Consider the following 26,118-nt stretch of genomic DNA (forward strand, 5'->3'; position numbering starts at 1 on the left):
TATCCTCCAATATATAATTAAATTTCGTAGATTTCTACATCTTGAATCAAGGTGTCAATTTCCTTTGATAATTGTTTAATAGTTGGAAATTTAAAAATCTTATTTATAGAAATCTTTTCCTTCAACATAAAATCCGAATTTATTTCACTAATAATAGATATTGCTGCTAAACTATCCCCTCCCAATTTAAAAAAATTGTCCTCTACCCTTATATCTGTTATACTTAATTTATTTTTAAATAAATTTATTAAGTAAACTTCTGTATCGGTTAATTTGGGGTTTAAGTTGTTTTGGACAACTTTTTCAACTTTTAACGATTCGTTTACTATTATTTTTTTAATCTCTTCTCGATCAAGTTTGCCATTTTTTGTAATTTTTCTGCTATTACAAATATAATATTCCTCTGGAATCATAAACCTTGGAAGAATTCTATCTAATCTTTCTTTTAAATTATTTATATTGAAGTTATTGCTATTACATACAATATATAATCCAATTTTCATTGAATTATGACAATTTATAACGCTCGCACAGCAATCAATGATATCAGGAAATCCTTTAAGTACAGACTCAACCTCACCAAGTTCAATTCTATGTCCTTTAATTTTTACTTGAGTATCTTTCCTTCCAAGAAATTCAATAGTACCATCATTCCAAAATCTTCCATTATCTCCAGTTCTATACCATCTAAGTCCATCTTCTTCAAAATACTTTCTATTAGTTAGTTCTTCATCTCCATGGTAGCATTTAGCAACACCAACTCCACCAATTAGAAGTTCTCCCTTAACATAATTAGGGCATATTCTACCTAATTCATCTACTACTCTATAGACTTGGTTTTTAAGTGGTCTTCCATAAGGAATGGAAATCCAATCTTTAGGTATTTGTCTCGGCACATTTAAATAATTTGACCAGATTGAAGCTTCCGTTGCACCACCCATAGCAACAACTATAGAATTTTCTTTTTCGATTATCTTATAAAATCTTCCTGGTAAGTCTTTTGCTATCCAATCTCCCGATAACATAACAATTCTAAGTGGTAAGTTTTTCTTTTCACTCTCTGCCATAGTTACGAGCATGTCAAAAAGTATAGGTACAGAGTCCCACACACTTACCTTATATTTTTCAATAATTCTAATCCACTCATCAGGATTACGATAATTATCTTCATTAGTTGTTATTAGAGTTCCACCTACACCAAGTATTCCAAAAATATCATATACTGATAAGTCAAAGTCTATTGCTGATACCATAAGTAACGTATCATTTGAATTAATAGAATATTTTCCATTTAAATGATTAATAGTATTAATGGCACTTGTATGCATAATCTCAACACCCTTTGGCACTCCTGTAGTACCTGATGTCATTATTATATAGGCTGAGTCAAAAGGACTTACTTCTATAGGCTTATCAAGACCTAAGGATTTGTCTATAGCTTTGTCTAAGTCAATTAAAGAAACTTCTCCCGTATCTAGTTTGCAATTTTCTATTGTTTTATTTTCACTGATGACAAACTTTATACCAATTTGTTCGTATATTTTAGTTCGTCTTTCGCTAGGCTGATTTATTCCAACAGCAACATATGCCGCTCCAGAAAAAAGTATTCCAAATATAGCGTAAATTTGCTTGCTTGATCTTGGGAGAGTAATGCCTACATAGTCTCCCTTTTTTATTCCATTTTCCTTTAAATATCCTGCTACATTTAAGGATTTTTCATATAAGTCTATATAAGATATTTCTTCTTTAAATTCTGAATCTATAATTGCAATTTTGTTTGGATTTTCTTTTACATTTTTTATAAATCCATCATATAATCTCTCATCAGGAAAGTTTAATGGAAGAATTGATTTAAGCTCTTTTTCTCTTGCTAGTTTTTGATTTTCTGATAGTACATCAAATTTGCTTTCCCAATTTTCCTTTTCTGTTAGTCTTAAAAGTTGTTCTTCTAAAGAATTTAACATGTCATCTAACATATTTTCAGGGAAAAGTTCATCTACACTGTCCCAGCATAATACTAAATCTCCATCTTTTATATATGATTGGAAATCTAACCATAATCCTGGAGTTTGTGATACCATATATGTAATTTTGCCCAAAGCTTTCCTTGAAATTTCAGTTTCTATTGGATAGTCTATGTTGCACGCAAAAACTACAGGTGCTACATTAAGGCTTGTACCCTGTGATTTTGATATATCTCTTTGAACTTGAACTCCACTATAATACGAATGGCTGGCATTTTCTATAAAGGTTTTGCTTATTCTATTCAAAGTTTCTATGAAAGTGGTATCATTTTTTCTTTCATGCTCTACTAATAAGATATTTGTAAAATCTGCTACCATAGCTTTTAAGTTTTCATTTGAAAGATCTCTATTAAATAATGGTAAGTTTATAAAAAACTTATCTTGGTTAGTCCATCTTTCTAGAATTAAAGCATACGCAGTTAATAAAACCATTGATGGTGTAGATTTATAGCTTGCTGCAAGCTCTTTTATTTTGCTCCATTTATCTTTTTCAATAACTCGTTTCCTTCTAGTAAATCTCGTTTCTTTAATTTGTTCAGGAGCTTTCTTTAATGGTAAATTAGGTCTTTCTATCTCAAATGAGTCTATTTTTTCTTTCCAAAACTGTTGGTCTTTTTTATAGATTTCAGAGTCTACTTCAAGATTGTTTATATAGTCTTTAAAGGTATAATTGTTTAGATTGTCTAATTCTTTTCCTAAATACGATTCTCCTAATTCTTTCAAAAGAATACTCATACTCATGACATCGGCAACAAGTAAATCTAAATCAAAGAAAATTTTATTTCTATTCTGTGACAGATTTGCAAGTTTTAATCCTGCGACTTCTCCCATTTTTACTCTGAGTTTTCTATGAGATAAATTTTCTCGTATTTCATCTAGTCTAATTTTGGTATCTTCTTCATCTAAATTAGATAAATCAAAAACTTCAATTTCTTCGCCAAAAGGTTTATCTAATATTTCTTGTTTTCCATCCTCTGTGAACCTTGCTCTAAGCATTGGATGTCTATATTGAAGTTTATTCCATGCATCATTCAATCTTTTACAATCTATTTCTTTTCCATCTATTTCAATATAGGCGTGGCAACCTACTCCTCCTTGTATTTGATTATCATGACCACCTACAAGATAAGCATACTGAATATCAGTTAATTCAAACAGTTTGTTTCCTATGACTTTTTTATTAGAATTATTTGGATTATTTAATTTACGAGCATTTTTTATTGCAACTTCCCATTCAGCAAAACATGGCTTTTCCATTAATTTAGAAAACGATACATTAATATTGTGCCTTCTTAATTTACTTATTATTCCCATAACATTTACTGAAGTTATTCCCAACTCTATTAAATTATCATGATTTTTTATATCATCTTTATTTATATAACTTTTAACTTGAATTTTAATTTCATTTAATAAATCGTATAAATCAGGCATTCTTTCTTCTCCTATCAAATATTCTAATTTCCATAATTCTCTATTAGCCTTTTTCTATCTATTTTTCCCGTAGCAGTTAGCGGCCAATTATCAATTATCTTCATACAATCTGGAATCTTAAATTCTGCTATACCAGTTTCTTTAAGTGTTTGAATGATTTCAGAAAACATCAAATTTTTGTCTTTTTCTAGTATACATACGCAAATTTTTTCTCCTAATATTTCATCAGGAACTCCGACTACTTGAACTTCTGATATCTTTTTATTCTTTAGCAATAGGTTTTCTAATTCAGAAGGAATAATTTTTTCTCCGCCTTTAATTATCATTTCTTTAACCCTACCAGCTATTTGATAGTTTTCGTTTGATAACTTTCTAGCTCTATCTCCAGTTCTAAAGTATAATTCTTTGTCTAATATAGAGTTATTAACATCATTCATTCCACCGTAATACTCATACATTGTATACGGCCCCCTTATTAATAATTCACCATAATCACCAGTATTTACTTCTTCTCCAAACTCATCTACTATTTTTACACTATCACCAATAGATACAGGTTTGCCCTGAGTATTAAGCCTGGTGTCCATGTTATCATCAAATCTCGTACACATAACTAGTCCTTCAGTCATTCCATATAATTGTGAAATAATACACCCAAAACTCTTTTCGATTTCAAATGCTTTGTTATATTCTAAAACTGATCCACCTACTTGTATAATTTTTAAAGATGAAATATTAATTTTTTCGAACTCTAAAAAATCCATACATAAACTTGCTAAAGCTGGAACTAAAGCCATTGTACTAATATTATGCTCTTCTATATTGTAAATTATTTCGTCAGGACTTGGTGTCATAGATATTACACACTTAGCTCCATGATAAAATACTCCTATTATCCCTGGATAAGATAAAACAAATTTATGAGATAGAGATAATGCCATCAAGTATATTGTAGCATCTGAATAATTTAGGGCACTTCCTATTGCTATAGCCGAACAAATTAATTCGCAATGTTTCATTGGTATCATTTTAGGACTTCCCGTTGTTCCACTCGATAGCATGAGTAGAGCCATCTCTTTATAATCAATATCTATATACTGAGATGAATAATCTTTATCATTGAGTTTGTAAAAATTTTTATATCCTTGATTATCTCCAAGAATATAAACTTCAAAATCTATATTTAATTCTTCTCTTACTTCTCTTATCATATCAACATATGAAAAGCCAAGATATTTATCCTTAGCTATATATGCTTTTGCCCCTGATTTTTCTAATATTCCCTTTATTTCATTTTTCCTATGAGCTGGAAGTGATAATACTGGAATCACACCAATCTTAAACATGGCAAAAAGGATAATAACAAATTCGTGACAATTAGGAAGTTGAAGAACGATTCTATCCCCCTTTTTAAATCCAGCTTTCAATAAACCATTGGCATAATGGCAAGCTTTTCTATTTAATTCTTGATATGAAAGTTCAACGACTCCATCTACTAAGGCAATCTTATCCCTATATTTTTTAGCACAATCTTCAATAAATTCTCCTAAAGTCATATGCGGCCATACTTGTTCATCATAAAATTTTTCCAATTTTTCTTTTAATTCAATGTTCATTAATTCTCCTCCAAGCATATTGCCCCGACATATTTGTCGTCATGGTTCAATGACTTTAATCTGCTTATTGTATTCCTTTTACTATCATTAATTTCTATAAATTCATTTCCAAAAGAAATTATTTCGATCTCTTTTAAATTCCTTACAAGACCAATACCATCACATTTAAGATAGGCTTCTTTTGCAGTCCAATATCTATAGAAACTGATTATGTTATTATCTATATTTATAATTTCATCTTTAGTAAAACAATTTTCTAATATATCCTTAAACTCAAATTGATAATTTATTTTTTCAACATCTATTCCTACTTCTATTTTAGAAAAAGCTAACAAGACCAAGTCTTCTGTATGGGATATGTTAAACTTTAATCCTAGAATGTTTTCTACATAAGGCTTATTGTTTTTATCCCTCTTGACTCTTAAATCATTAATTCCTTTTTCGAGTAAACCTTTTAAGGTCAAATTAAGTATTGCCCTTGATGCTAGATAATTAATTTTTGCTATTTCTGATTTATAATCTTCTGATTTTATTATCTCCTCTTTAGTTAAGTAAGGAAGTAATTTTTCTTCTAATAATTTATCTGTATAAGCCTTAATTAGTATTAAATTATTACTAGCTAATTTATCTTTTAAATCTTCTAAGGTAAGAAAATCTTTAGTATTTCTTATCTCATATTCTTCAATTTTCATTTACTTTTATAAACTCTTTTATCTCTTTAATGACACTTTCAGGAGATGTATTGACAAACATATGCTTGCCATCGATGTATCTATAAGTGAATTCTTTTGTGGTATAATCTTGCCATTTTATAAGTTCATCTAAAGTCATTTCTTGATCTTTATCTCCCATAAGACCTAGTATAGGTGATTCTAATTTCTCAAATTTTGTGTCTTGATAGTCTTCATCTATTACAAAATCTGCCCTAAGTGTTGGCAAGAAAATAGAAATTAAATCCTTATTGTCTAAAATTTCTTTTGGTGTTCCTTCATATCTTCTTAAGCCTTCTATAAATCCGTCATCATCAAGATGATAAATTGGATGAGGTTCTTTATATAATGGTGCTCGTCCTCCTGATATTATTATTCCTCTTGGATTTATGTAATCCGAATTTTTAATTCTTAATGCAAGTTCATAGACTATTTTTGTTCCCATACTGTGTCCAAATAAATAATAAGGTTTTCTAAAATCAAAATTTTCTTTCATATCTTCAAATAAATTATCCACTAAGATGTTAATGTCACTTATAGCCTTTTCAGAAAACCTGTTTTCTCTTCCTGGATACTGGGCAACAAGTAATTTTATATCTTCAAATTCATCTTTCCATTTTCTAAAGGCAGACACCCCGCCACCTGCAAATGGGAATATAAAAAGATTTGCTATTATATTATTTTCATTAATTTCTTTATTTAGTATTTCAAAGTTTTTTGACATAAATTCACCTTTTTATTTGTTTTCTGTTAGTATCGGCTAACTCAAAATTATTATATACCATTTGATAACTTTTATCAATGGGTTTAAGGTGTTTTTAAAAATATAATTTTAAAGATAAAAATAGCATAGATATCTCATTATGCGAGTCATCTATGCTATTTATTATAAATTGTAATCAAAATGTTTTTTTAATTTTTCAAAAGTTTCATCAGAAATAACATGCTCTATAAGACAAGATTCGTTTTCAGCTTTTTTCTCATCTATTCCAAGTCTTATAAATACGTCCGTTAAATATTTATGCCTTGTATACATTTTTTCGCAAAATATTTTTGACTCCTCTGTTAAACGAATTATTTTATCTTCACCATAAATAATCAGCCCTTTATTTTCAAGTTTTTTTAGCATTCTTGTAACAGTAGGTCTTTTATATTCTAAGTAATTAGCAAGATCCATATTTCTTACTTCCTCTTTTTCCAAAGATAAAATATATATAGCTTCTAAATAATTTTCCTCTGCAAATTCCCTGTGTAGAATAGATTACCCCTCCCTCAAAATAAAAATAATTACATACAAATTTGATAAATACGAAATTCAACAACTTAGAATATGATTTCCTTAATATTTATACTATCTCATTATACTTATAAAAATCCCTATTTAAAAGTAAATTTTGCAATATTCCTCTAGATTTGTCATATATTATTTATTAACTTCACTTATACTATTAGTATATGAGCAAGCACAGTAAGTGCATATGCACTTACTAAAAATGAAATAAGAATACTACGATCATATCGCTTATTTTTTCCATTTTACTTGTTGGGGAATATCCCCAAACCCCTAAATTTATAATAATTAAATTCAGCAACAAACGCTTATAATAGCTTCAACGTAAACTTGAATATTATCTCAAAAAATGATAAAATATAAGCAATAAAAAATTAAATCAGGAGATTTCCAGATGAAATATATAGAATAAATTAAACCTGTAAGTCAAGTTATCCTACTTGAATTTACAGGTTTTTCTTTTTTATTTCGATTAATAAATTTATTAGGAAGAGGAACTTCAAGGAAGTTTACTACGAGCTCTATATATACAATTATTATCCCACAAGAAAGATGGATTGAGAACAAAATGTAGTATTTTATTACTACAACTATAATATACGAGGAGGTTAAATTATGACAAGTAGATTTAGGAATAACGGAATCTATTTAATGTTATCTGATGAGGAGTTAGAATTGCTAAATGAAAAATATAAAGCATCTAAGTGTAAAACTCTTAGACAATTTATTATGAAATGTATTTTAGAAAAGGATATTTATGTACTAGATATGGATGTCTTTCGTGAAATGTCAACAAATATAAGTCGTACTTCAAATAATATAAATCAAATTGCTAAAAGGATAAATACTACATCAATTATATATAAAGATGATGTAGAAGATTTAAAAAGCTTATTAGAAAATCAAGCGAAAGATATTTTCTCTATGCGTAAAAAAATATACTCTCTTACTAATTCTAATAGCATAAATACTGAGAAAAAATAATGGCAATTACTAAAATTCATCCTATAAAATCCACTTTAAAAATAGCACTTGATTATATTATGAATAGTGATAAAACAGATGGAAAAATTCTAATTTCCTCCCTAAACTGTAACCCTATAACTGCTCATTTAGAATTTGAACAAACAAAAATAGAATGTAATTCTAAAGCAAAAGTTTTGGCAAGACATTTAATTCAATCTTTTTTCCCCGGAGAAACTACTGCTGAAGAGGCTCATCAAATAGGAATAGAACTATGCGAAAAAATCTTAAAAGGAAAGTATGAATATGTTCTTACTACCCATATAGATAAGGGACATATTCACAACCATATACTATTTAATAATGTTTCTTTTGAGACTGGTAAAGCATATCAAAGTAACAAAAAAACTTATCACCAAATTAGAAATCATAGTGATAATTTATGTAGAAAGTATAAGCTATCAGTTATAGATGAAGATTATGTAAAATTTAAGGAAAAGTATAAAACCAATGGTAAATCCTATAAAGAATATATTGAATTTAAGAAAGGAAAATCTTGGAAACATAAACTTCAAATCGCTATTGATCATACAATTAATAAAGCAAATAGCTATGAGAATTTCTTAAAGCTTATGGAAGAATATGGCTATGAAATTAAACTTGGAAAATATCTTTCTTTCAGGCATAAAAAACAAGGAGAAAAAGGGCGATTCATTCGTGCGAGGGAAACTACTCTTGGAAAAGATTATACAAAAGAGAAAATAAAAGAGAGAATTGAAAATAAGGTAAATGAAAATTACAAAAATAACAAAATTTGTTATGATGAAAAATCTTATAAGAAATTTGATAATATAATAGACATAGAAAGTAATGAAAAGGTTAAATCTTCTAAAGGTTATGAAATATGGGCAAGAAAACATAATATGAATACTATGGCGAATACCTTAAATCAGCTTAGAAAATACGGTCTATCATCTAGTATGGATTTGGAAACTAAACTCCAAGAAGAGGCTGTTAATAGGCAAGAAATCCTAAATAAGATTAAAGATGTTGAAAAAGTTATGAGCGAAATTTACGCAGCTATTGAAGGCATTAACACTATAAAAATAAATAAGGTTATCTATAAAACCTATAAAGAAAATCCAAATGATAAAGATTTTTATAGTGAATATAAGCCTCAAATTATCGCATATGAAAAAGCAATAAATGCTTTAGAAAAGTGTCAATATAAAAATCTAAGTATAAAAGAGTTGTCAAAATTATATGATGAATACAAAAATAAAAAAGATATTCTTATGGATGACTACGCCAACGAGAATATATTGATAAATGAATTGACTCAATTAAGAAAGAATACTGATAAGTATATTTATAATGAATTGTATAAGTAAGGATCTGGTGTATCAGCTTCTTCGGATAGATTTTGAGCTGATATTTTTTCAATATAACCCATCATTTTTCCTTAAAGACAACCAATAAAAAAATATAGGAGGCAGACTAAAACCTGCCCCCTATAATCTTTTACCTTTCTATGCTATTATCCTTTTTCTTATTTTCATCCACTTTCATATCCCCTTTAGTCTTAAATTCCTTTAATTTCCCTATTGTTGATGCTTTTGCTTTTGTATGCTCTTTAGCTTTTAATAACTTTGCAGAGTATACTTTTAGACTTGTGTATTCCTTATTATCCTTTCCCATACTTTTCTTTTCTTTTCCAAATAGGTGTACAAAATCTCCTTTTTTCAAATTTTTTACTTGATTGATTTTGTCATTATAGGCGTAGCAGCTGATGAATTTTGCATTTCCTTCCTTGTCATTTTCAGCAATAGAAAAGGAGGCTACTTTAAAGTCCCTCCCATCTTTCGATTTTAAATCTTTAATTTCTATATCAGTTGCTATATTTCCATCTATATTTACTGTATCCTTTTCTTTATTATCTATATCTTTCATCTCTTTATCTCCTTGTTCTTGATTAGCTTCTAAATTTTCTTTTAACTCTTCTTCGTCTATATATTCAATAAACTTTTCATCAATAAGACCCATAACTGAATCGTTCATATAATTATCATAGGCATTATTAAGAACATTTTCATTTTCTACTCCTGTTTCAAGAGATATAATACCTTTTACAAATTCTTTATGATTATATTCTGCTAAAAAATCTATTGTATTTTTCATGCTTTCAAAATTTGTATTTTCCATATTTGCTATTGTTTTTATATCACTTGCGTATCTAACAGAATTCCATTCATACTTTCCACTTTCTTTATTAAACTCTACTCCTGTGGCTAAAATAAATTGATTTCCGTCAAATAAGGTAGCTTGATTATCTTTCACATCCAATACCATAGTGTCTCCAAATTCAGTTTCAATTACATTTCCCTTTTTTATATTCATTTTTATTCCTCCATTTCTATTTTTCTCTCTCTTATCTGTTAAATCTTTTATTTCTTCTTCCTTTCCATCACTAATAATAAATTGTTTTATTTCTTCAACTGTTGGATCATCAATTGTAGTCTGAATAAATTCAACTAATTTATCTTCTGAATCGGCAAAATTTTTAATTCCATATTCAACTATATTGTTGATTATTCTCTGAGTATTACCATCAAAAGAAAAATTTTCTCGAATAAATTCATTAAATCTATCTCTATCAAATTCCATATTCTTTGTCCTCTAATAATCTCATTTAAAGTTTTATCTGCCACATGGTTCACTATTATTTATTTCTTTTATATTATTATTTACTACTAAATTTCCCTTATATTCCTTTAATTTATCCATAATAGATGTTTTTTCTTTCCTTTCAAAATCTCCTATTTCCTGCACTTTACTATCTCTAAAGTCAGCATCATTTCTATCTATTATTCCATCTAAATCCATATCTTTAGATAATGGATCATAAAAGTTGCCATCATCATCTATTTCAAGTCCCATTACTTCTCTCAGTTTTTCTTCATTTACTGATACAAGCTCACTAAAATCCCAAAAGCCAATAGATGTCTTTATCTGTACTAGCTCTTTTAAATCACTTGCATCTAAGGGATCATAGGTGTATTGAAAGCTGTCAATTAGGTTCTTATCTACATAGGTGTTCATCTTGTAATTTATTAAATCTAAACTTACTTGTATTTCATGTTTTTCATCTGGTGTAGTTGTATAAGCTATTCCTATATCTGTTAAGTCAGGAAATATAGTATCAAAGTCCTCTAACCTGTTTTCTTCATCATATTCTCTGTTAAGGAAGTCTATCAATTCTTCCTTTACTTCTTCTAGTAATGGATTATCTTGGCTTATATCTTCACTTTTTCCCATATCTAGTAAATTATTTACTTCTGCAAGTCTTAGTGTCTTATCCTTTAAAAGTTCAGCTTGTGGAAATGTCTTTTGTATTTCAATTTTAGCTGTTTGAAATTGCTCTTCTGTATCTTTTAGTTTTGAAATTGTATTTTCTAATCTTTCTGGTAATTTATCTAATACATTATCCATTCTTGTAATATTACCTATTTCATCTGTTCCAAACTCTCCTCTATATTCTCCCTTACCTTTTAATATAAAGTTATATTTATTGAAAAAAGAATCATATTTTATGGATAAATCAAAATTTCTATATTCACCTATTTTTTCTCCATCTTTATCCATTTCCCTATATATTTTAACTCCCTTAATTTTGTTCAACAAAAACTCTCCAGCTATTTTCTTATCTATATACTTCTTTCCGTCAATAATTAGAGAGGTAAATTTATTATCTTCTTTTAAATTTTTATCTACTTCTCTATAAGGCTCAACATTTTTAATATCTTCCTTTAAGTTCTCTATCCTTTCTTTTAATCTTTCTATTTCCTTTGGATAAAATTTAACTACTTTATCTTCCAGCTTGTAAAGATTTGATTTAAAATTGGACTCTAGCATTTTAAGTTTAGAAACTTCAACATCAAGGTCCATCTTCTCCTTTATTAATGGATTTCCTGTTGCAAGAGCTTTGATTTCGGCATAGTTTAATGTGGCTTCGTCTACATCTTCTGCTACTCTTACTGGTGTCTTTGAAGTCATAATTTGGGAAATATATTTTTGTTTGTTCTCTAAGGTTTGAAAAAGATAGGCATCAAAAGTATTTTCTGTTACATATCTAAATATATGGACTTCCTTATTCTCATTCCCCTGCCTGACAATCCTACCTGCCCTTTGAGCAAGGTCGGCAGGTCTCCATGGTATATCAAGATCATGGATAGCGATTAATTTATCTTGAGCATTAGTACCTGCTCCCATCTTCTGTGTTGAACCAATTAATACTCGTATTTCTCCCTTTCTTACCTTATCAAAGATAGCGTCTTTTTCCATATTGTTTTTTGCCTTATGAATAAATTCTATTTCATTTTCAGGTACTCCCATATCTATAAGTTTTGTTTTAATATCATCATAGATATTAAAATCACTACTTGGTGTAGACATATCACAAAATATTAATTGAGCAGATTTTTTATCTTTATATTTATCCCAAATGCTAAACACATTTTTTATACAGGTATTCACCTTACTATTAGGATCATCAGGAAGTAAAGGATTGATTAATCTTTGATCTAATGCCATCTTCTTCCCATCATTTGTTATTAATAGCATATTATCAACACTTGAATCTACCTGCTTATCACGAACCTTATCTGCTCTCTCGGAAAAAGTTTCAAGAATTTCTTTTTGTTCTTCTGTAGGCTTTGTTTTTATAGTTTCATAATGGGCAATTGGTGTAGGAAGATTTAAAACATCAGCTGTTTTAATATCCATAAATCCTTTTACAGTATTCATAAGTTCAGGAAGATTATAAAATTTTGCAAATCTGGTTTTGCTCCTATAACCATTACCCTCAGGATTTAATTCTATTGCCGTTATTGTTTCTCCAAAGGTAGACGCCCAAGAATCGAAATGTTGTAATTTCATCTTTTTTAATTCATCATACTGTAAATATCTCTGCATGGTATAAAGTTCAGCCATACTGTTGCTTACTGGTGTACCTGTGGCAAATACTAATCCTTTATTATTAGTAATTTCATCCATATAGCGGCATTTCATAAGCATATCTGATGATTTTTGTGAATCTGTAGAAGTAATTCCTGCTACATTCCTCATTTTAGAAAATAGATAGAGGTTTTTGTATGCGTGGGCTTCATCTACAAATAACTTATCTACTCCCAGTTCCTCAAAGGTTACAACGTCATCTTTCTTATAATCAGCATTTAATTTTTCTAACTTTGTCTCTAATTTTTTCTTTGTTTTTTCTAATTGCTTTACAGTAAATCTTTGATCCCTTTCTCTTTTATATTCATCTATATAGTCAATGATTTCATCAATTTGACCTTGCAATTCATATTCTTGTCTTTCTTTTGATATAGGAATTTTTTCAAATTGACTGTGCCCTATAATAACAGCATCAAAACTTCCTGTAGCAATACGACTACAAAATCTTTTTCGTCTATCTGGTGTGAAGTCTTTTTCTGTAGCACATAATACATTAGCTCCTGGATAAAGTTCATTAAATTCTCTTCCAAATTGCTCTACAATGTGGTTAGGAACAACAAACATTGACTTATTACTCATCCCAAGTCTTTTTGACTCCATGGCTATACCTATCATTTCAAAGGTTTTTCCTGCTCCTACTTCATGGGCAAGTAAAGTATTTCCACCAAACAAACCTCTTGCTATGGCATCTTTTTGATGTGCTCTTAATTCTATTTCAGGATTCATTCCTTCAAAAGTAAGATTAGATCCATCATATTCCCTTTGTCTTATGGAATTGAATCTTTCGTTATAATCTTCTACTAATCTATTTCTTCTTTCCACATCATCAAATATCCAGCTTTTAAATTCTTCTTTTATCATCTCTTGCTTACTTCTTGCAAGCATTGTTTCTTTTTGATTAAGCACAGATTTTTTCTTCCCATCACTGTCTTCTACTTGGTCAAATACCTTAGTATCTCTTAAATTTAAAGTATCTTCTATCAATTTGTAGGCATTTACCCTATTTGTACCATAGGTAAAAGAAGCAAGGTCATTGTCCCTATCAGAGCTTTTTCCTTCAACTCTATATTCTCCTGTAAAGTCAGAATACTTAATATCTATATTCCACCTTGATGAAACTGGTGTTTTCAACAAATCAAACATAAATTTTTTGTAATCTTGTTCCGGTATCCATGTTGCACCCATTCTAACTGTAATCTCACTTGCATCTAGTGCTTCAGGCATTACTTCCACTAGCTTTGCTTTTTGAAAATGTAACTCTTCTAATTCTATTTTTAATAGTTTACTATCCTCTAGATTTTCTTCCTTTCCTAACTCTTTTTCGATGTTTTTAATATAAGAGTCTACAACTTCAATTTTATCTCTTATATTTCCTGACAAGTATTCATCAGCACTTACGTAAGGTCTTGAAAAATCTCCTAGCTCATTAGCAGACTTAAATGGATTTATATCATTAGGTTCAAAGGAATCTAAATTTAAAAATATTTCTCCCTTTAATTCTTCTATTAATTTATCTCTTGTTTTTCCTGTCAATTCTTCCATATAATCAAAATTTATTTTACCTTTTTGACTAATAGAGAGTACCAGAGCATCTATTGCCCTATCTGTATGATCTATTATTACAGCTTTTTTTATAGTTCTCTTGTTAAAGATGTCAGATTTTCCTATAAAGTTGCCTTCTTTATCTAATTTTTCCAAAGTTGAAATTAAAGAAAAATTGGCATCTTCTCTAAATAACTTTTTATTGTTTTTTGAATTTAGTCTTCCATGTTTGCTATTGAAATCATCGTAGAATTTATTTAGATTTTCTTGTTCTTTTTTTATCTCTTCATCTGAATAGTCTTCTCTTTGATAGGTTATAACTTTCCTTAGACTTTCATTTAATCTTAAATATTCTTTTACCTTATCTTTATCCTTTTGGTTTAAGGATATTCTTTGCATAATTGAATTTTCTCTAAAATATATTTCATCATCCACTAAAGCAAAAGAATAGTTTTTAACACTATCATCAGCTGGTATTATTTCTTCTCCTAAATCATCATTTATTTGAGCTTCTTCATACCTACCTTGAATATTTTTAATGGCTTTTTTTAGTCCTTGTTCTAAAGAAATATCTTTATTTTCAATACATGCAAGGCTTGTCCCAAATCTTGACGGTATTTCTTCCATAGTCCCTATTACCATCTGAGGATTATCTACAAAGTATTTATTATATATTAGTCCTTTTTCGTTTTCATCTAGCTTTACCCAGTCTTCATCTATCTTTAATAGCCTATCTCTCTTTTTTAAAAAGATTATATCTGAAGTTACTTCTGTACCTGCTACTCCTTTAAATGTTCTATTAGGTAGTCGTATTGCTCCTAAGAACTCCGCCCTTTCTGATATATATCTTCTAACATCTTCACTTTTTTTATCCATTGTTCCTGAAGATGTTATAAATGCAATGATGCCGCCATCTCTAACCTTATCTAAAGTTTTAGCAAAAAAATAATCGTGAATTAGAAAGTTATTTCTTTCATACTCACGATCTGCTACTTTAAATTCTCCAAAAGGAATATTTCCTATGGCCACATCAAATAGGTTATTAGAAAAATTGGTTTCTTCAAATCCTTTTATTTGTATATTGGCATTAGGGTAAAGTTCTTTGGCAATTTGTCCACTAATCCTATCTAATTCAACTCCATAAAAGTTTGACTCTTTCATTTCTTCAGGTAGATTTCCTATAAATCTCCCTGTCCCAGCACTTGGTTCTAATATATTTCCTTTTTCAAATCCAAGATTAGAAAGACTTTCATAGATAGCGTCTATAACTACTTTCGGTGTATAAAAAGCTGTTAAGGTTGATTCTCTTGCCCTATTATATTCTTCCCCAGTTAGATTTTCTTTTAAAAAGTTTCTTGCATCAAGCCATTGACCTTCCTTTTCTTCATCAAATATATCAGAAAGTCCTCCCCAGCCGATATATTTTGACAAAATTTCCTGTTCATCTTTTCTTGCACTTCTATTTTCTTTTTCTAAAGCCTTTAAGACATTTATAGCTTCAATGTTGTTTTTTAATCTCTGTGAAGGTGGTAGGTTTTCTTCTTCATTAATAATTTTATAGTTTTCTAAAGAAACTTCAGAAACCCCTTCTATATTTTCTCTATCAGTCCTTATTAAATCATTATTTTCTTTCCATTCCTTATATTCTTCTAACTTCTTATCAATAGTTTCTTTTCTATGAGTGGTTAATTTTAATGAATTACCATCTCCGTCAATTTTGTCAATTCCTTTGAGGTAAGAAAAAGGTAGAGTAAATTCCCTATGATTTTTTGGATTAGATGAACTATATACTAAAAATTCTTCCTTTTCATTATCAACTCTTACTATAAACTGATCAGCAACAAGAGAAGATTTATTATTTATTACATCAAGGCTTTTATGTAAAAGCCCTGAATTGTCTTTTTTAACTTTTTCTTCGTTATTGTTGTCGATATCTTCAAAGCTAATTTGTTCTACTAATTCCTCTTTATCGATAGATTGTTTTTTACTTAATTTGTCTTTTTCACTAGATTTATATTCTTCTAAATCTTCCTTTCTTACAAAGATATTAGAAACAGGTCTTTCTCTACTATATATTACTTCAGTAATACCACTCTTATCTATTGTACTTAAAGCTAATCTACCCATTCCAGCTTCATTAAATTCGTTTTCTTTAATTAAATATTCCTTATTTCTAAATTGAACTGGTAATCCTAAAAGACTATAATCTTCTATTTCTAACGGAATTAATTCCTCTTTTTTTATAACTTCCAAATCAAGATCTTTGTAGTCATTAAAAATAATTGTTTCGCTTCCGGTAATAAACCCATTCATTAGTCCTGTACTATCTTCCAGTTCTATAGTTTTAGGACTTTTAGCATCGTTAATGGCGGTTATAGTGTATTCTTTCCCTTTGTATCTAACACTCATACCTTCTTTAAATGGATTTTCTTCTTGCCTTGTTCTATCATTTTCTATTTGCTGATTTAAATATCCATTTAAAAGCACTTCTCTATGTTTGTCATCAAGTAAATAAGGTAAGTTGCTTAATATGTCCTTATAACTTTTATATTTTATAGCTTGATTAGAATTTAAAATATACCCATTGTATCGTAAATTTTGTTTAAGAGATTTTCCCTTAACATCTAAGATTAGCTCTACCTTATACCCTTCTTTTCCATCTATAATATTTTCTGGTTTTTTTAATAATCCATCTTCTATTTTCTTTGACAGTAGTAAGTATTCTTCATCTTGAGGATCAAAATAGTATTCTCTTTTTTCTTTGATATCCTTATCTATTAACATGGAAAGAACTTGTTTCTTATCTCTTATTTCTTCAATTTTGGATTTTTCTTCTTGCGATAAATTTATATTAAAAGTGATTTTATTTTCTTCATTTATATGTGCTAAATTTTGATATGCTCCATTGATTTCAAGATTTTTATTAAAAACATATATATCATTATAATAATCTGGAAATTGCTGATTAAAGCTTTGAACATCTATATCATAGCCTTCCTCAAATTTTGTAACTTTATCATCAGTAATTTCAAATAAACCTTCCCTTTCCAATTCTAATACATCATTTAAATTTGTAAGATTTGCTTCTTTCATTTTGGCAGTAATTTCATCAAACAAACTGTCTATTTTTTTGCTATCTTCAAAAGATTTCCCTTTATATAAAGTATAGATCTTTCCTTGTGAGTTTTCCTTTCTTGGATAAACTCTAATTCCTGTTTCTTCTAATTCTATATCCTTTGTTTTATATTTATCTACTAAAGCATAATAAAATCCTACTTTTACTGCTATTTTATCTTCTACAATCTCTTTTGTTAATTTTTCTTCTACTTCATTTCTTAATACTTCTAAAGCTTTTAAATCGCTTTCTTTAAAGGAATGTGAGAATAGTTTTAAGTCCTTATCAAAATAGGCATCATATGAATAATATATTATTTGATTATGGTTATTATCATATCCACTGGAAATATCTTTTATTTTTAAATATTTATTATCCTCTGTTTTAACTATATCTCCCACTTTTATAGAGAGTATCTCCTTATCATCTTCTATATTGTTTTCAAGTGAATTATTTAAATATTCTCTATATCTATTTTCTATTCTAATGCCTAATTCTTTAACCTTATCTATTGACTTCATATCATCTGGAAGATTTCCCTGCTTATCGGCAACTTCTCTCATGATTTTTGCATATTCTCTTTGGAATACAGAGTTAAAACTTGCTAAAGTATTATTTCCTAAGTTTTCTCTTGCCTTTATAATTTCATTTTCTAAAACTTTATCCTTAACTAATACATCGAAAAGTATATCTTCAATTTGGTCTATGGAAATTATTTTTTCATCTATCTTATTTTCTTCTATAGTTTGATTAAGTTCTATCTGACTTTTTCCTATTTGTTCATAAAGAAATTCAAAGTCTCTTTGGTTGATCTCATTTCCATCACCTATGTCTATCTTATAGTGATCAACTATTTTCCCATCTACTATATGGTTAAAATAGAATTTGGAATACCCCTCCCACTTATCAGTCATCTGCCCATATTCATCTTCTCCTAAGGTCTTATTATGAAGTCTTATCTTTTCATCTATTTCCCTTATTTCATCTAATAGTTCTTTAGTCAGCCTTTGTCCTGCATAATCTTTTTCTATTAGACTTGAACCCTCATTAAACTCAATTATCCAATAATCATCTTTTCTATGGCTATCTAAATCAAAACCTATATTCTCTTTATTTTTATTAGGATAAAATTCCTTAAATTCTTCAAAACCATTTACTATATCATCATCTATAACTTCTTTGTTAGAATTAACTACAATATTTGGAATATCATCATATCGACTTTGACTTTCTAAAAGGTAATATTCTCTTCCTTCTATTTCTTCCTTTTCTTTAATATAAAAAGTGTCATGTATTCCCTCAAGAATAATTCCATCGTCTAACTGGTCTAATGGTATATCTAATTGTTTTTCAAAGGCTATGGAATATATTTCTTCTTTTAAAAAGTTTGGCATAAATTCATCATAAATGATAAGTTTTCCATCATCACCTATACTTGCTACAGACTGTCCTTGATAATAATATATAGAACTATTATTTGTTCTTTCTATATATACATCATTATCAGTTGGAGGCAAATCATCTTGATAATTTATATACTCCTGGCTTTCTTTTTCTGTTTTATTTATTTCCTGATCTGTTTTTTTCTTCCTATTTTCTTCAAAACTTTCTTCATCTATATATCTATTCTTTTTAATAAGGTCATTAATTCTTCTTGCAACATTAGACCAAGATAGTAGTATTTCTTTTGCATTACCTTTATTATATTTTATTCCCTTCGCATCGTGCCACTCACCACTTTCTCTTGCAGCAGATAGTGCATGAGAACTTCCACCTACGCCATATTCATTTTTCAAGAAATCTGCTTGTTCTTTTAAATCATGCTTTTCAGTAAAAAATTCATATATTCTTTTCTTTCCATCAGAAAACCCGCTTCCTCTTTTTAGGCTTTCATCTATTTCATCTTGTGTTATAAAACTCTGAATAGGTGCAATATCCTTTAAATTTGACCTATATAATTTTCTTTCTATTTCTAAATCATTGATATCATTATAGATTTTAGATAATTTATAATGATGAAATCTTAAAATATCAGGATTAATCTTATATTCTTCTAAAAATACCTCGTATTCTTTTCTGAGTTTATTTATAAAATTTTTATCTTCAAGTTTTTTCCCGAGATTTTCTTTTTCATCTGGGAAGCCTCTTCCTTTTATATCATTAAGAATCGCTAAATATCTATCCTTAGTTTCATCAGTAAGATCTCTCTTTAAATACAATAATTTTTCTGCTATTTTTTCTCTTTCATATGTCGCACTTTCTATAACCTCAACATTGCTAGCAAATTCTCCTCTATCTAATAAATTATTAATATTATTAGCTAAATCTTTCCAAGAAACTATTTGCCCTTCTCTATACCTTGCCTCATCTCCATCTTTAAAAATTGCTCCTTCCTTTCCAAACCATGCAGATATCTTTCTTCCTTCAATTTCAAGACCATTAGCTCCCTTATATATTTCTTTCAAAAAGTTTACCTGTTCTTCTAAAGATTTACCCTTAGAAAATTCTGCTATTACCCCTAGTCTTCCATCTTCATGATTTCCTCCATGTATTAAAAATGTATCTATTTCTCTTTGACTTATTGGATTTGAGAAGGATATTTGCTCTCCCTGATTTTTAGCAGAAAAAAAGGAAGTAGACTCTACTTCCTCATTTTTTAGATTAGGATTATCTCCCTTTCCCCTATTTCTTGTAGGGTCATATCCATGTTCTTCTTCAATCTCAGATATTTCAGATAGTCCTCTTCTTTCAGTTCTTCTGTCAGCCCCCAAGTTTCCATCATTTTGACTTCTTCCCTCGTAATAAAGTCCTCTATCTCTTTTTCCTTTGATAGAAGATGATCCATCAATATCCCTTGCAAATACATTATCTGATAATCCTCTTCTTTGTTCTCCTTGAGAAAGTTCAATCTCATCCTTCCCCATCTGTTGAGTTTCTTTAAATCTATTTCCTCGGGAATTGCCATATTGGGTATTAGGACTTCCATGCCTTCCTCCAATTCTTCCATCTTGTATGTCCCTCCCTGTCTCTCGAAGGAATTCTCCTTGACGATTGGTGTGTAAATCCCCTCCTCCATGAGGTATTCCTTGCCTGCCAATGTTACTTTCTCGTTCATCTTCCAAGCCTCCTTTTTTAAAATTTATTTCACCGTTTATATCAGAACTTAATTTATTATAACGCTCCTTAAGCTCTTTTGTCTGCTCCAAATCTTTTCTTTCTTGAATTTTCTCTAAAATTTCTAATCTTTTTATTTCCCTTCCCAAGTCAAGTAAGATATTTTTACTTATGTTAGAGCTTATACTTAATACTTTGTCTATGTCAGAACTTGATATTTTAGATAATAAAGATAAGTTTTCTTCTTTTAGCTTATATGAGACCTCCATTCTCTCGCTTATGGAAATTTTTACGGATTCTTTTAACAAATTAAAAAGGTCTACCTTTTGAATGCTTTTTAAACTTTCATCAGATAGACTTTCTAAAATTTTATTGAATTTTCCTCTAACATTACTTTCTACTAAGGCATCAATTTTATCTTCTTGGCTTAATAGAAGCTTACTATCTTTTTCTTTAAACTTATCTATCAGTTCATCTAGTAAGTCTAAATGCTTTTTGCTATCATATTTCCATAACTTTACCTCAGAAATATTATGATTAATACTTACTGTTTGCCTTATGTCGAATATATATTTTATCCTTCCACTATCTATATCTAAAAGTGGTATTCCTTTTTCGCCTCTTTTAACGCTTCTACCTATACTTTTCCAATAATCAAATTCTGCACAGGCTGTTGCTTTTGGATCCATATTGTATATAGATATTTGATGTATATATGGATACTTATAGTTATTGCCTGATACCTTTAAATATTCCTCATATTTTTTTATATCTTTCTTAAATTCTTCTTTTGCAAGATAGATTGTTCTACTTAAATCTACTATATCATATCTTGGCATTTTATCCCTCCTCATTATAGTGATAAAAATGAACTATATTTTTATACCTTTATTTGTTAAACTTTATTTCTTTCTATTTTTTTAATTTCTGTAAGCAAAGGATAACTTTAAATGTCATTTACGCTATCTTTCTATTTCAATAAAAAAACGATTAGATTTTTTACTTTTCTAATCGCTTTAACTTCCTTTATTTTATTGTTTCCAATCCAACATTGCTTTTTCTAACTTTGAAAAATTGCAATTTGCTCTTCTTATAATTCCTGTTTTCTTTTGCTTTTGGTATATTTTTTCTACCTTTATCAAGACCTTTGTTTTTACCTTTAAACAAAAAGCATATTCTTTTTGAAATAAGTCTTTATATCTGATATCCTCAAGCTCATTAAATTCAATTCTTTCATAACAATCAGTCGGTACAGGAATCATTTTCTTAATATCCAATATAGATAATATGTGCATTTTTTCTTTATCAGAATAATATCTGTAAATATCTCCATCTATAGTAATACTATCATCGATCACTTCATAAATTAAAAAATGCTCATCAGAAACATTCTTTCATTTTTTGCGTTTTCCTTTGCAGAAGAAATTGGAATAAAAAAATAGAAAGGTTTTAACCTCTCTGTTTGCTTTAATATTTTACCTTTGGGATGTAGGTAGTGATACACCTTCTTTAATGCTCCACCTTTAACGGTAGCGGGACACCATCTTTATCTGATAAGAGTATAACGTATATTTATAGTAATGTCAAATAAGCAAATTTCCTAATGCCTACTCTTTTATCACTTATATTATACCCTATTTCTTTCATAAATCATTCCTTTCTTCATTCCTATAATTATATTCAAGTTTTTATAATCAATTTACTTATAATATTTACCTATAGTATTTTCTATTTCTTCTTCAATTTCTTTTAAAAAATTCTCTTTATATTCCTTACCCTTTGCTATATCACTTAATCTCATTTCCCATTTTGCTGTTGTCTTTGGAGATTTAAACTCATCTATAACTATAGTCACTAGGTTTAATCCCTTTCTAGTTGATATTAGATTTTTCTTTTCTCTTTTTATATAACCTTTGTATATCAAATTTTCTATTATTCCCGCTCTTGTAGCAGGAGTACCAAGTCCTTTTCTCTCAACTTCAACATCCTTAACTAATTCATCATTCCCAGCTATTTCCATTGCTTTTAAGAGTGTGTCTTCAGTGAAGTGTTTAGGTGGATTTGTATACTTCTCTTTTATATCTTTATTTTCAATATATAAAAAATCTCCTATTTTTACATCAGGAAGTTGTATATCTTCTTTCTTCTTTGATTTATATTCTTCTAAATATTTTGTAAATCCTTCTTCAGCAATTATTTTATAAGTGTTTATAAATTCAAACCCGTCAAATTCAGCCACTATCTTTGTTGTATTTTCTACAAGTGGATATCCAAAACTTGCATAGAGTTTATTTGTTATAAGTCTATATACTTTGGCTTCACTTTCCGGGAGATTTGAAATATCCTTATTTAATGAACTTATCGTTGGAATTATTGCATGATGATCTGTAACTTTTTCAGAATTAAAAACTACCTTAATTCTTTCTGTGTCAAAATCATTTTTCCCTATAATATTATTTACAGTGCTTTCTATCATGTCTACTGTCAAATATCTTGAATCTGTTCGTGGATAGGTAATATACTTCTTTTCATACAGGCTTTGGGCATAATCTAGGGTTTGTTTTGCACTGTATCCAAAATACTTATTACATTCTCTTTGAAGTGTTGTTAGATCAAAGGGCAGATTAGGCTTTGTAATCTTTTCTTTTTTAATTACATCTGTTATTTCAATTTTTTCTCCGATTAAATTTTTAAGCTGCTCTGCCACTATCTTGTCATCAATTCTATCTGTCGACAGTGTAAATCCATTCATGGAAATCTCCACTGTATAATATTTTTCTTTTTTAAAACTATTTATCTCATCATCTCTATTCACAATCATTGATAAAGTTGGTGTTTGTACTCTGCCTACACTATAATTTTCATTATATAGACAGGAGTAAAGTCTACTTATGTTCATTCCAACAAGCCAATCAGCTATGGCACGAGCCTTAGCTGAATCAAAAAGATTATCATAATTACTTCCATCTTTTAAGTTGCTAAATCCTTCTTTTATGGAAGAGTCTTCCATTGAGGAAATCCAAAGACGTTTCATTTTCTTCTTACAATTTGCCATCATATATACAAGTCTAAAGATAGCTTCTCCTTCTCTACCAGCATCACAAGCATTAATAATGGTGTCAACTTCATTACTATTCATTAGTCTTTTAAGAATATTAAACTGTTTTTTAGTTGTCTTCGTTACCTCATACTTGTATTCTTTTGGGATAATAGGTAAATCTTCAATTCTCCACTTCTTATATCTTTCATCATACACATCAGGATTTGCCATTTGTACTAAATGCCCAACACACCATGAAACAATGTATCCATTCCCCTCATAATATCCATTATTTCTATTTTTTGCTCCTATAACTTTTGCTATTGATGCTGCAACACTTGGTTTTTCTGCGATTACTAATTTCATTTTTCCTCCTTTAGTTTTTTAATAAAAAAATGAGAGATTAAATTTTCAATCCCTCATCTTTTTATAGCTCTACTGATTTTTTATTTTTTCTATAATATTTATTCCATTATCTATTACATCTTCAAACTTTATGTCTCTAACATAAAGATTTTTCTTCGAATAAGAATTCCATCTGTATAAAAAAGCTTGATTCGTTTTTAGCATTCTCATTAAACTTATGATTTTATCTATATCAAATTCTTAATTATACAATCAATCATTTCAACTTAGCTTCCCTTATATATTAAGTTTGCGCTGTCGTTTTGTTCATCGTTTTTTATTAAAGTTCCAGAATTCTAATTGTACTTTTTTTATAAATTTATACGATAATTGAGTTTATTGTTGTCCTTAATCTACTGCTTAAATCATTGAGAAGATTAAAATTCATCTTCATCTGGAATAATTTCTGTATCTTCCTTATCTTCAAGATCATAATCCTCCCCTTCAGATTCATAATCATCTTCTAATTCATTATAATCTTGCTCCTCTTCAAAACTTTCCTCTTCATTTTTTTTATAGATTTTGAAGTAATATCCTGCACCCATTACACCAACAATAATTAAACCCATAAATAAATAAAGTCCTATCCCTGATTTCTTTTCTTCTTTCTCCTCTTTCTTCGGTTTTTCCTCCACCGGTTCTTCTTTTTTCACTACTTCTTCTTTTGGCTTTACTTCACTTTCTCCTTCAATCATATTTAGTAGATCTTGTTCTCCAACTTCTGTTAGTAGTTGCACATTTTCTTGATTTTCCGAATGATCTACAATGAGGTGCATAGTTTTTCCACTCTTTGTTTGAAAGGTTAAAAATTGTCTAACATCTATTGGATTTTCCTTTTTTTCATCTCTTGATGTTTGATCTTCTACTTTCGGTGTAATATCCTGTCCATTTTTATCTACATTTTCTATAACTGTTCCTCTTGCCTTATTTTCTTTTGTAGCTAATGGATTAATTGCTTTAGTATTGCCACCTTTAACAAGTTTAGATGGCTTTTCTTTTTTATCTACTTGCTCATTTTTTATGTTATTTTCTTGTATTTTCGGCACTTCCTGATAAGGAATTTTTTGACTCTCATTAGATGGTTCATATATATCTTCATCAAATAAGCTTTCTAATTCTTTACTTTTTTCTGGCAAATAAATATCATTTGACTGATTTTTTATTTCATTATCATTGCTCTTAGCTATGGATATGCTTGGCATACTTAATAGTAAAAGGAGTAGCACTAAGGCTACCCCTAATCTTTTTTTCTTCATAGTTATCTCCTTTTCTTACTTTATATTCTTAAAGACATAAACTGCCTTTCTGCTATTATCCCATTCTATACTTTGATCTTTTTCATCTCTTATATCCCCACAGCTTGCATTAAAAGCTTTAGCTATATTGGAAATAGATGCGTGAATTCTTCCATTTATAATTACAGGTTTAGTGTCAGAATGATAAATGTTTCCTTGACTATCTTTCATAACACCAGTATCTATATTTAATCTTAGAGTTTTTTTAGGTAAGGCTGTATTTTCTTTATTTGAAAATATAGCCTCTCTCTTACCATCATCATATTCTACATTAAACCCAAGAGTATAGGCTGCATATCTAACAGGTAGCATAATGCGATTATCCTTAATATATGCTTTTACATCCATATACACAGTAGTTTTCTTTCCATCTTTTATAATGTTATAAAAGTTTTTGTCTACTTGAAAAACTGCAAATTCTTTTTCATCTTTAGCTTGTTTTTTGTCCTGTTGTTTATCTTGCTCTTTCATCTTGTTAAGATCAAATTGATTTAAGATATTCTTGTCATCAGCTTTCAAAAGTTCGTCCCACTTCTTATCTTGAGATTTCTTATCT

General features: G+C 28.8%; 13 protein-coding genes and 1 pseudogene. 2 read left to right on the forward strand and 12 right to left on the reverse strand.

Annotated features, from left to right (window positions below; translation table 11 throughout):
• Window positions 1-17: 17 nt before the first annotated feature.
• From HMPREF3045_RS05315 to HMPREF3045_RS05335, 5 genes are all read right to left on the reverse strand, one after another.
• Window positions 18-3,458: a non-ribosomal peptide synthetase gene (locus tag HMPREF3045_RS05315; RefSeq protein WP_070737641.1), complete on the reverse strand. Its 3,441-nt coding sequence runs from the start codon at window positions 3,456-3,458 to the stop codon at window positions 18-20.
• A 23-nt stretch (window positions 3,459-3,481) separates the two neighbouring features.
• Window positions 3,482-5,074: an AMP-binding protein gene (locus tag HMPREF3045_RS05320; protein WP_019117152.1), complete on the reverse strand. Its 1,593-nt coding sequence runs from the start codon at window positions 5,072-5,074 to the stop codon at window positions 3,482-3,484.
• Window positions 5,074-5,766, reverse strand: coding sequence for a 4'-phosphopantetheinyl transferase family protein (locus HMPREF3045_RS05325; RefSeq protein WP_070737644.1), 693 nt, complete (start codon window positions 5,764-5,766; stop codon window positions 5,074-5,076). The genes HMPREF3045_RS05320 and HMPREF3045_RS05325 overlap by 1 nt, the downstream gene beginning before the upstream one ends.
• Entirely contained in the window at window positions 5,756-6,508 is a 753-nt protein-coding gene (locus HMPREF3045_RS05330; protein WP_070737647.1) for a thioesterase II family protein, read from the reverse strand. Before HMPREF3045_RS05330 ends, HMPREF3045_RS05325 begins: the two co-directional genes overlap by 11 nt.
• A 162-nt stretch (window positions 6,509-6,670) precedes the next feature.
• Complete coding sequence (locus HMPREF3045_RS05335; protein ID WP_083316583.1) at window positions 6,671-7,042, reverse strand: metal-dependent transcriptional regulator; 372 nt, start codon at window positions 7,040-7,042, stop codon at window positions 6,671-6,673.
• 648 nt (window positions 7,043-7,690) lie between these two features.
• On the opposite strand from HMPREF3045_RS05335, the gene mobC reads away from it, so the two are divergent.
• Entirely contained in the window at window positions 7,691-8,059 is a 369-nt protein-coding gene (gene mobC, locus HMPREF3045_RS05340) for a plasmid mobilization protein (RefSeq protein ID WP_002838925.1), read from the forward strand.
• Entirely contained in the window at window positions 8,059-9,429 is a 1,371-nt protein-coding gene (locus HMPREF3045_RS05345) for a relaxase/mobilization nuclease domain-containing protein (protein WP_070737653.1), read from the forward strand. Before mobC ends, HMPREF3045_RS05345 begins: the two co-directional genes overlap by 1 nt.
• A 130-nt stretch (window positions 9,430-9,559) precedes the next feature.
• On the opposite strand, the gene HMPREF3045_RS05350 is transcribed toward HMPREF3045_RS05345, so the two are convergent.
• The 7 genes and pseudogenes from HMPREF3045_RS05350 to HMPREF3045_RS05375 form a co-directional block, all read right to left on the reverse strand.
• Entirely contained in the window at window positions 9,560-10,702 is a 1,143-nt protein-coding gene (locus HMPREF3045_RS05350) for a single-stranded DNA-binding protein (protein ID WP_070737656.1), read from the reverse strand.
• A gap of 33 nt (window positions 10,703-10,735) precedes the next feature.
• Window positions 10,736-19,102: an SNF2-related protein gene (locus HMPREF3045_RS05355; RefSeq protein ID WP_373880584.1), complete on the reverse strand. Its 8,367-nt coding sequence runs from the start codon at window positions 19,100-19,102 to the stop codon at window positions 10,736-10,738.
• A 1,262-nt stretch (window positions 19,103-20,364) separates the two neighbouring features.
• Complete coding sequence (locus HMPREF3045_RS09515; protein WP_204370181.1) at window positions 20,365-20,823, reverse strand: TnpV protein; 459 nt, start codon at window positions 20,821-20,823, stop codon at window positions 20,365-20,367.
• A gap of 1,030 nt (window positions 20,824-21,853) precedes the next feature.
• Window positions 21,854-22,260: pseudogene (locus tag HMPREF3045_RS05360) on the reverse strand (type III toxin-antitoxin system ToxN/AbiQ family toxin); the annotation flags it as partial.
• 261 nt (window positions 22,261-22,521) lie between these two features.
• Window positions 22,522-24,228 (reverse strand): DNA topoisomerase 3, encoded by a 1,707-nt coding sequence (locus HMPREF3045_RS05365; RefSeq protein WP_070737662.1) that lies wholly within the window; start codon window positions 24,226-24,228, stop codon window positions 22,522-22,524.
• A 416-nt stretch (window positions 24,229-24,644) separates the two neighbouring features.
• On the reverse strand, window positions 24,645-25,523 hold the full coding sequence (locus HMPREF3045_RS05370; RefSeq protein ID WP_070737665.1) for a CD1107 family mobile element protein: 879 nt from the start codon (window positions 25,521-25,523) through the stop codon (window positions 24,645-24,647).
• 15 nt (window positions 25,524-25,538) lie between these two features.
• On the reverse strand, window positions 25,539-26,118 hold a 580-nt coding region (locus HMPREF3045_RS05375), incomplete at its 5' end, for a stalk domain-containing protein (RefSeq protein WP_143269980.1).

This window comes from Anaerococcus sp. HMSC075B03, from assembly GCF_001815585.1.
GTDB lineage: Bacteria > Bacillota > Clostridia > Tissierellales > Peptoniphilaceae > Anaerococcus > Anaerococcus vaginalis.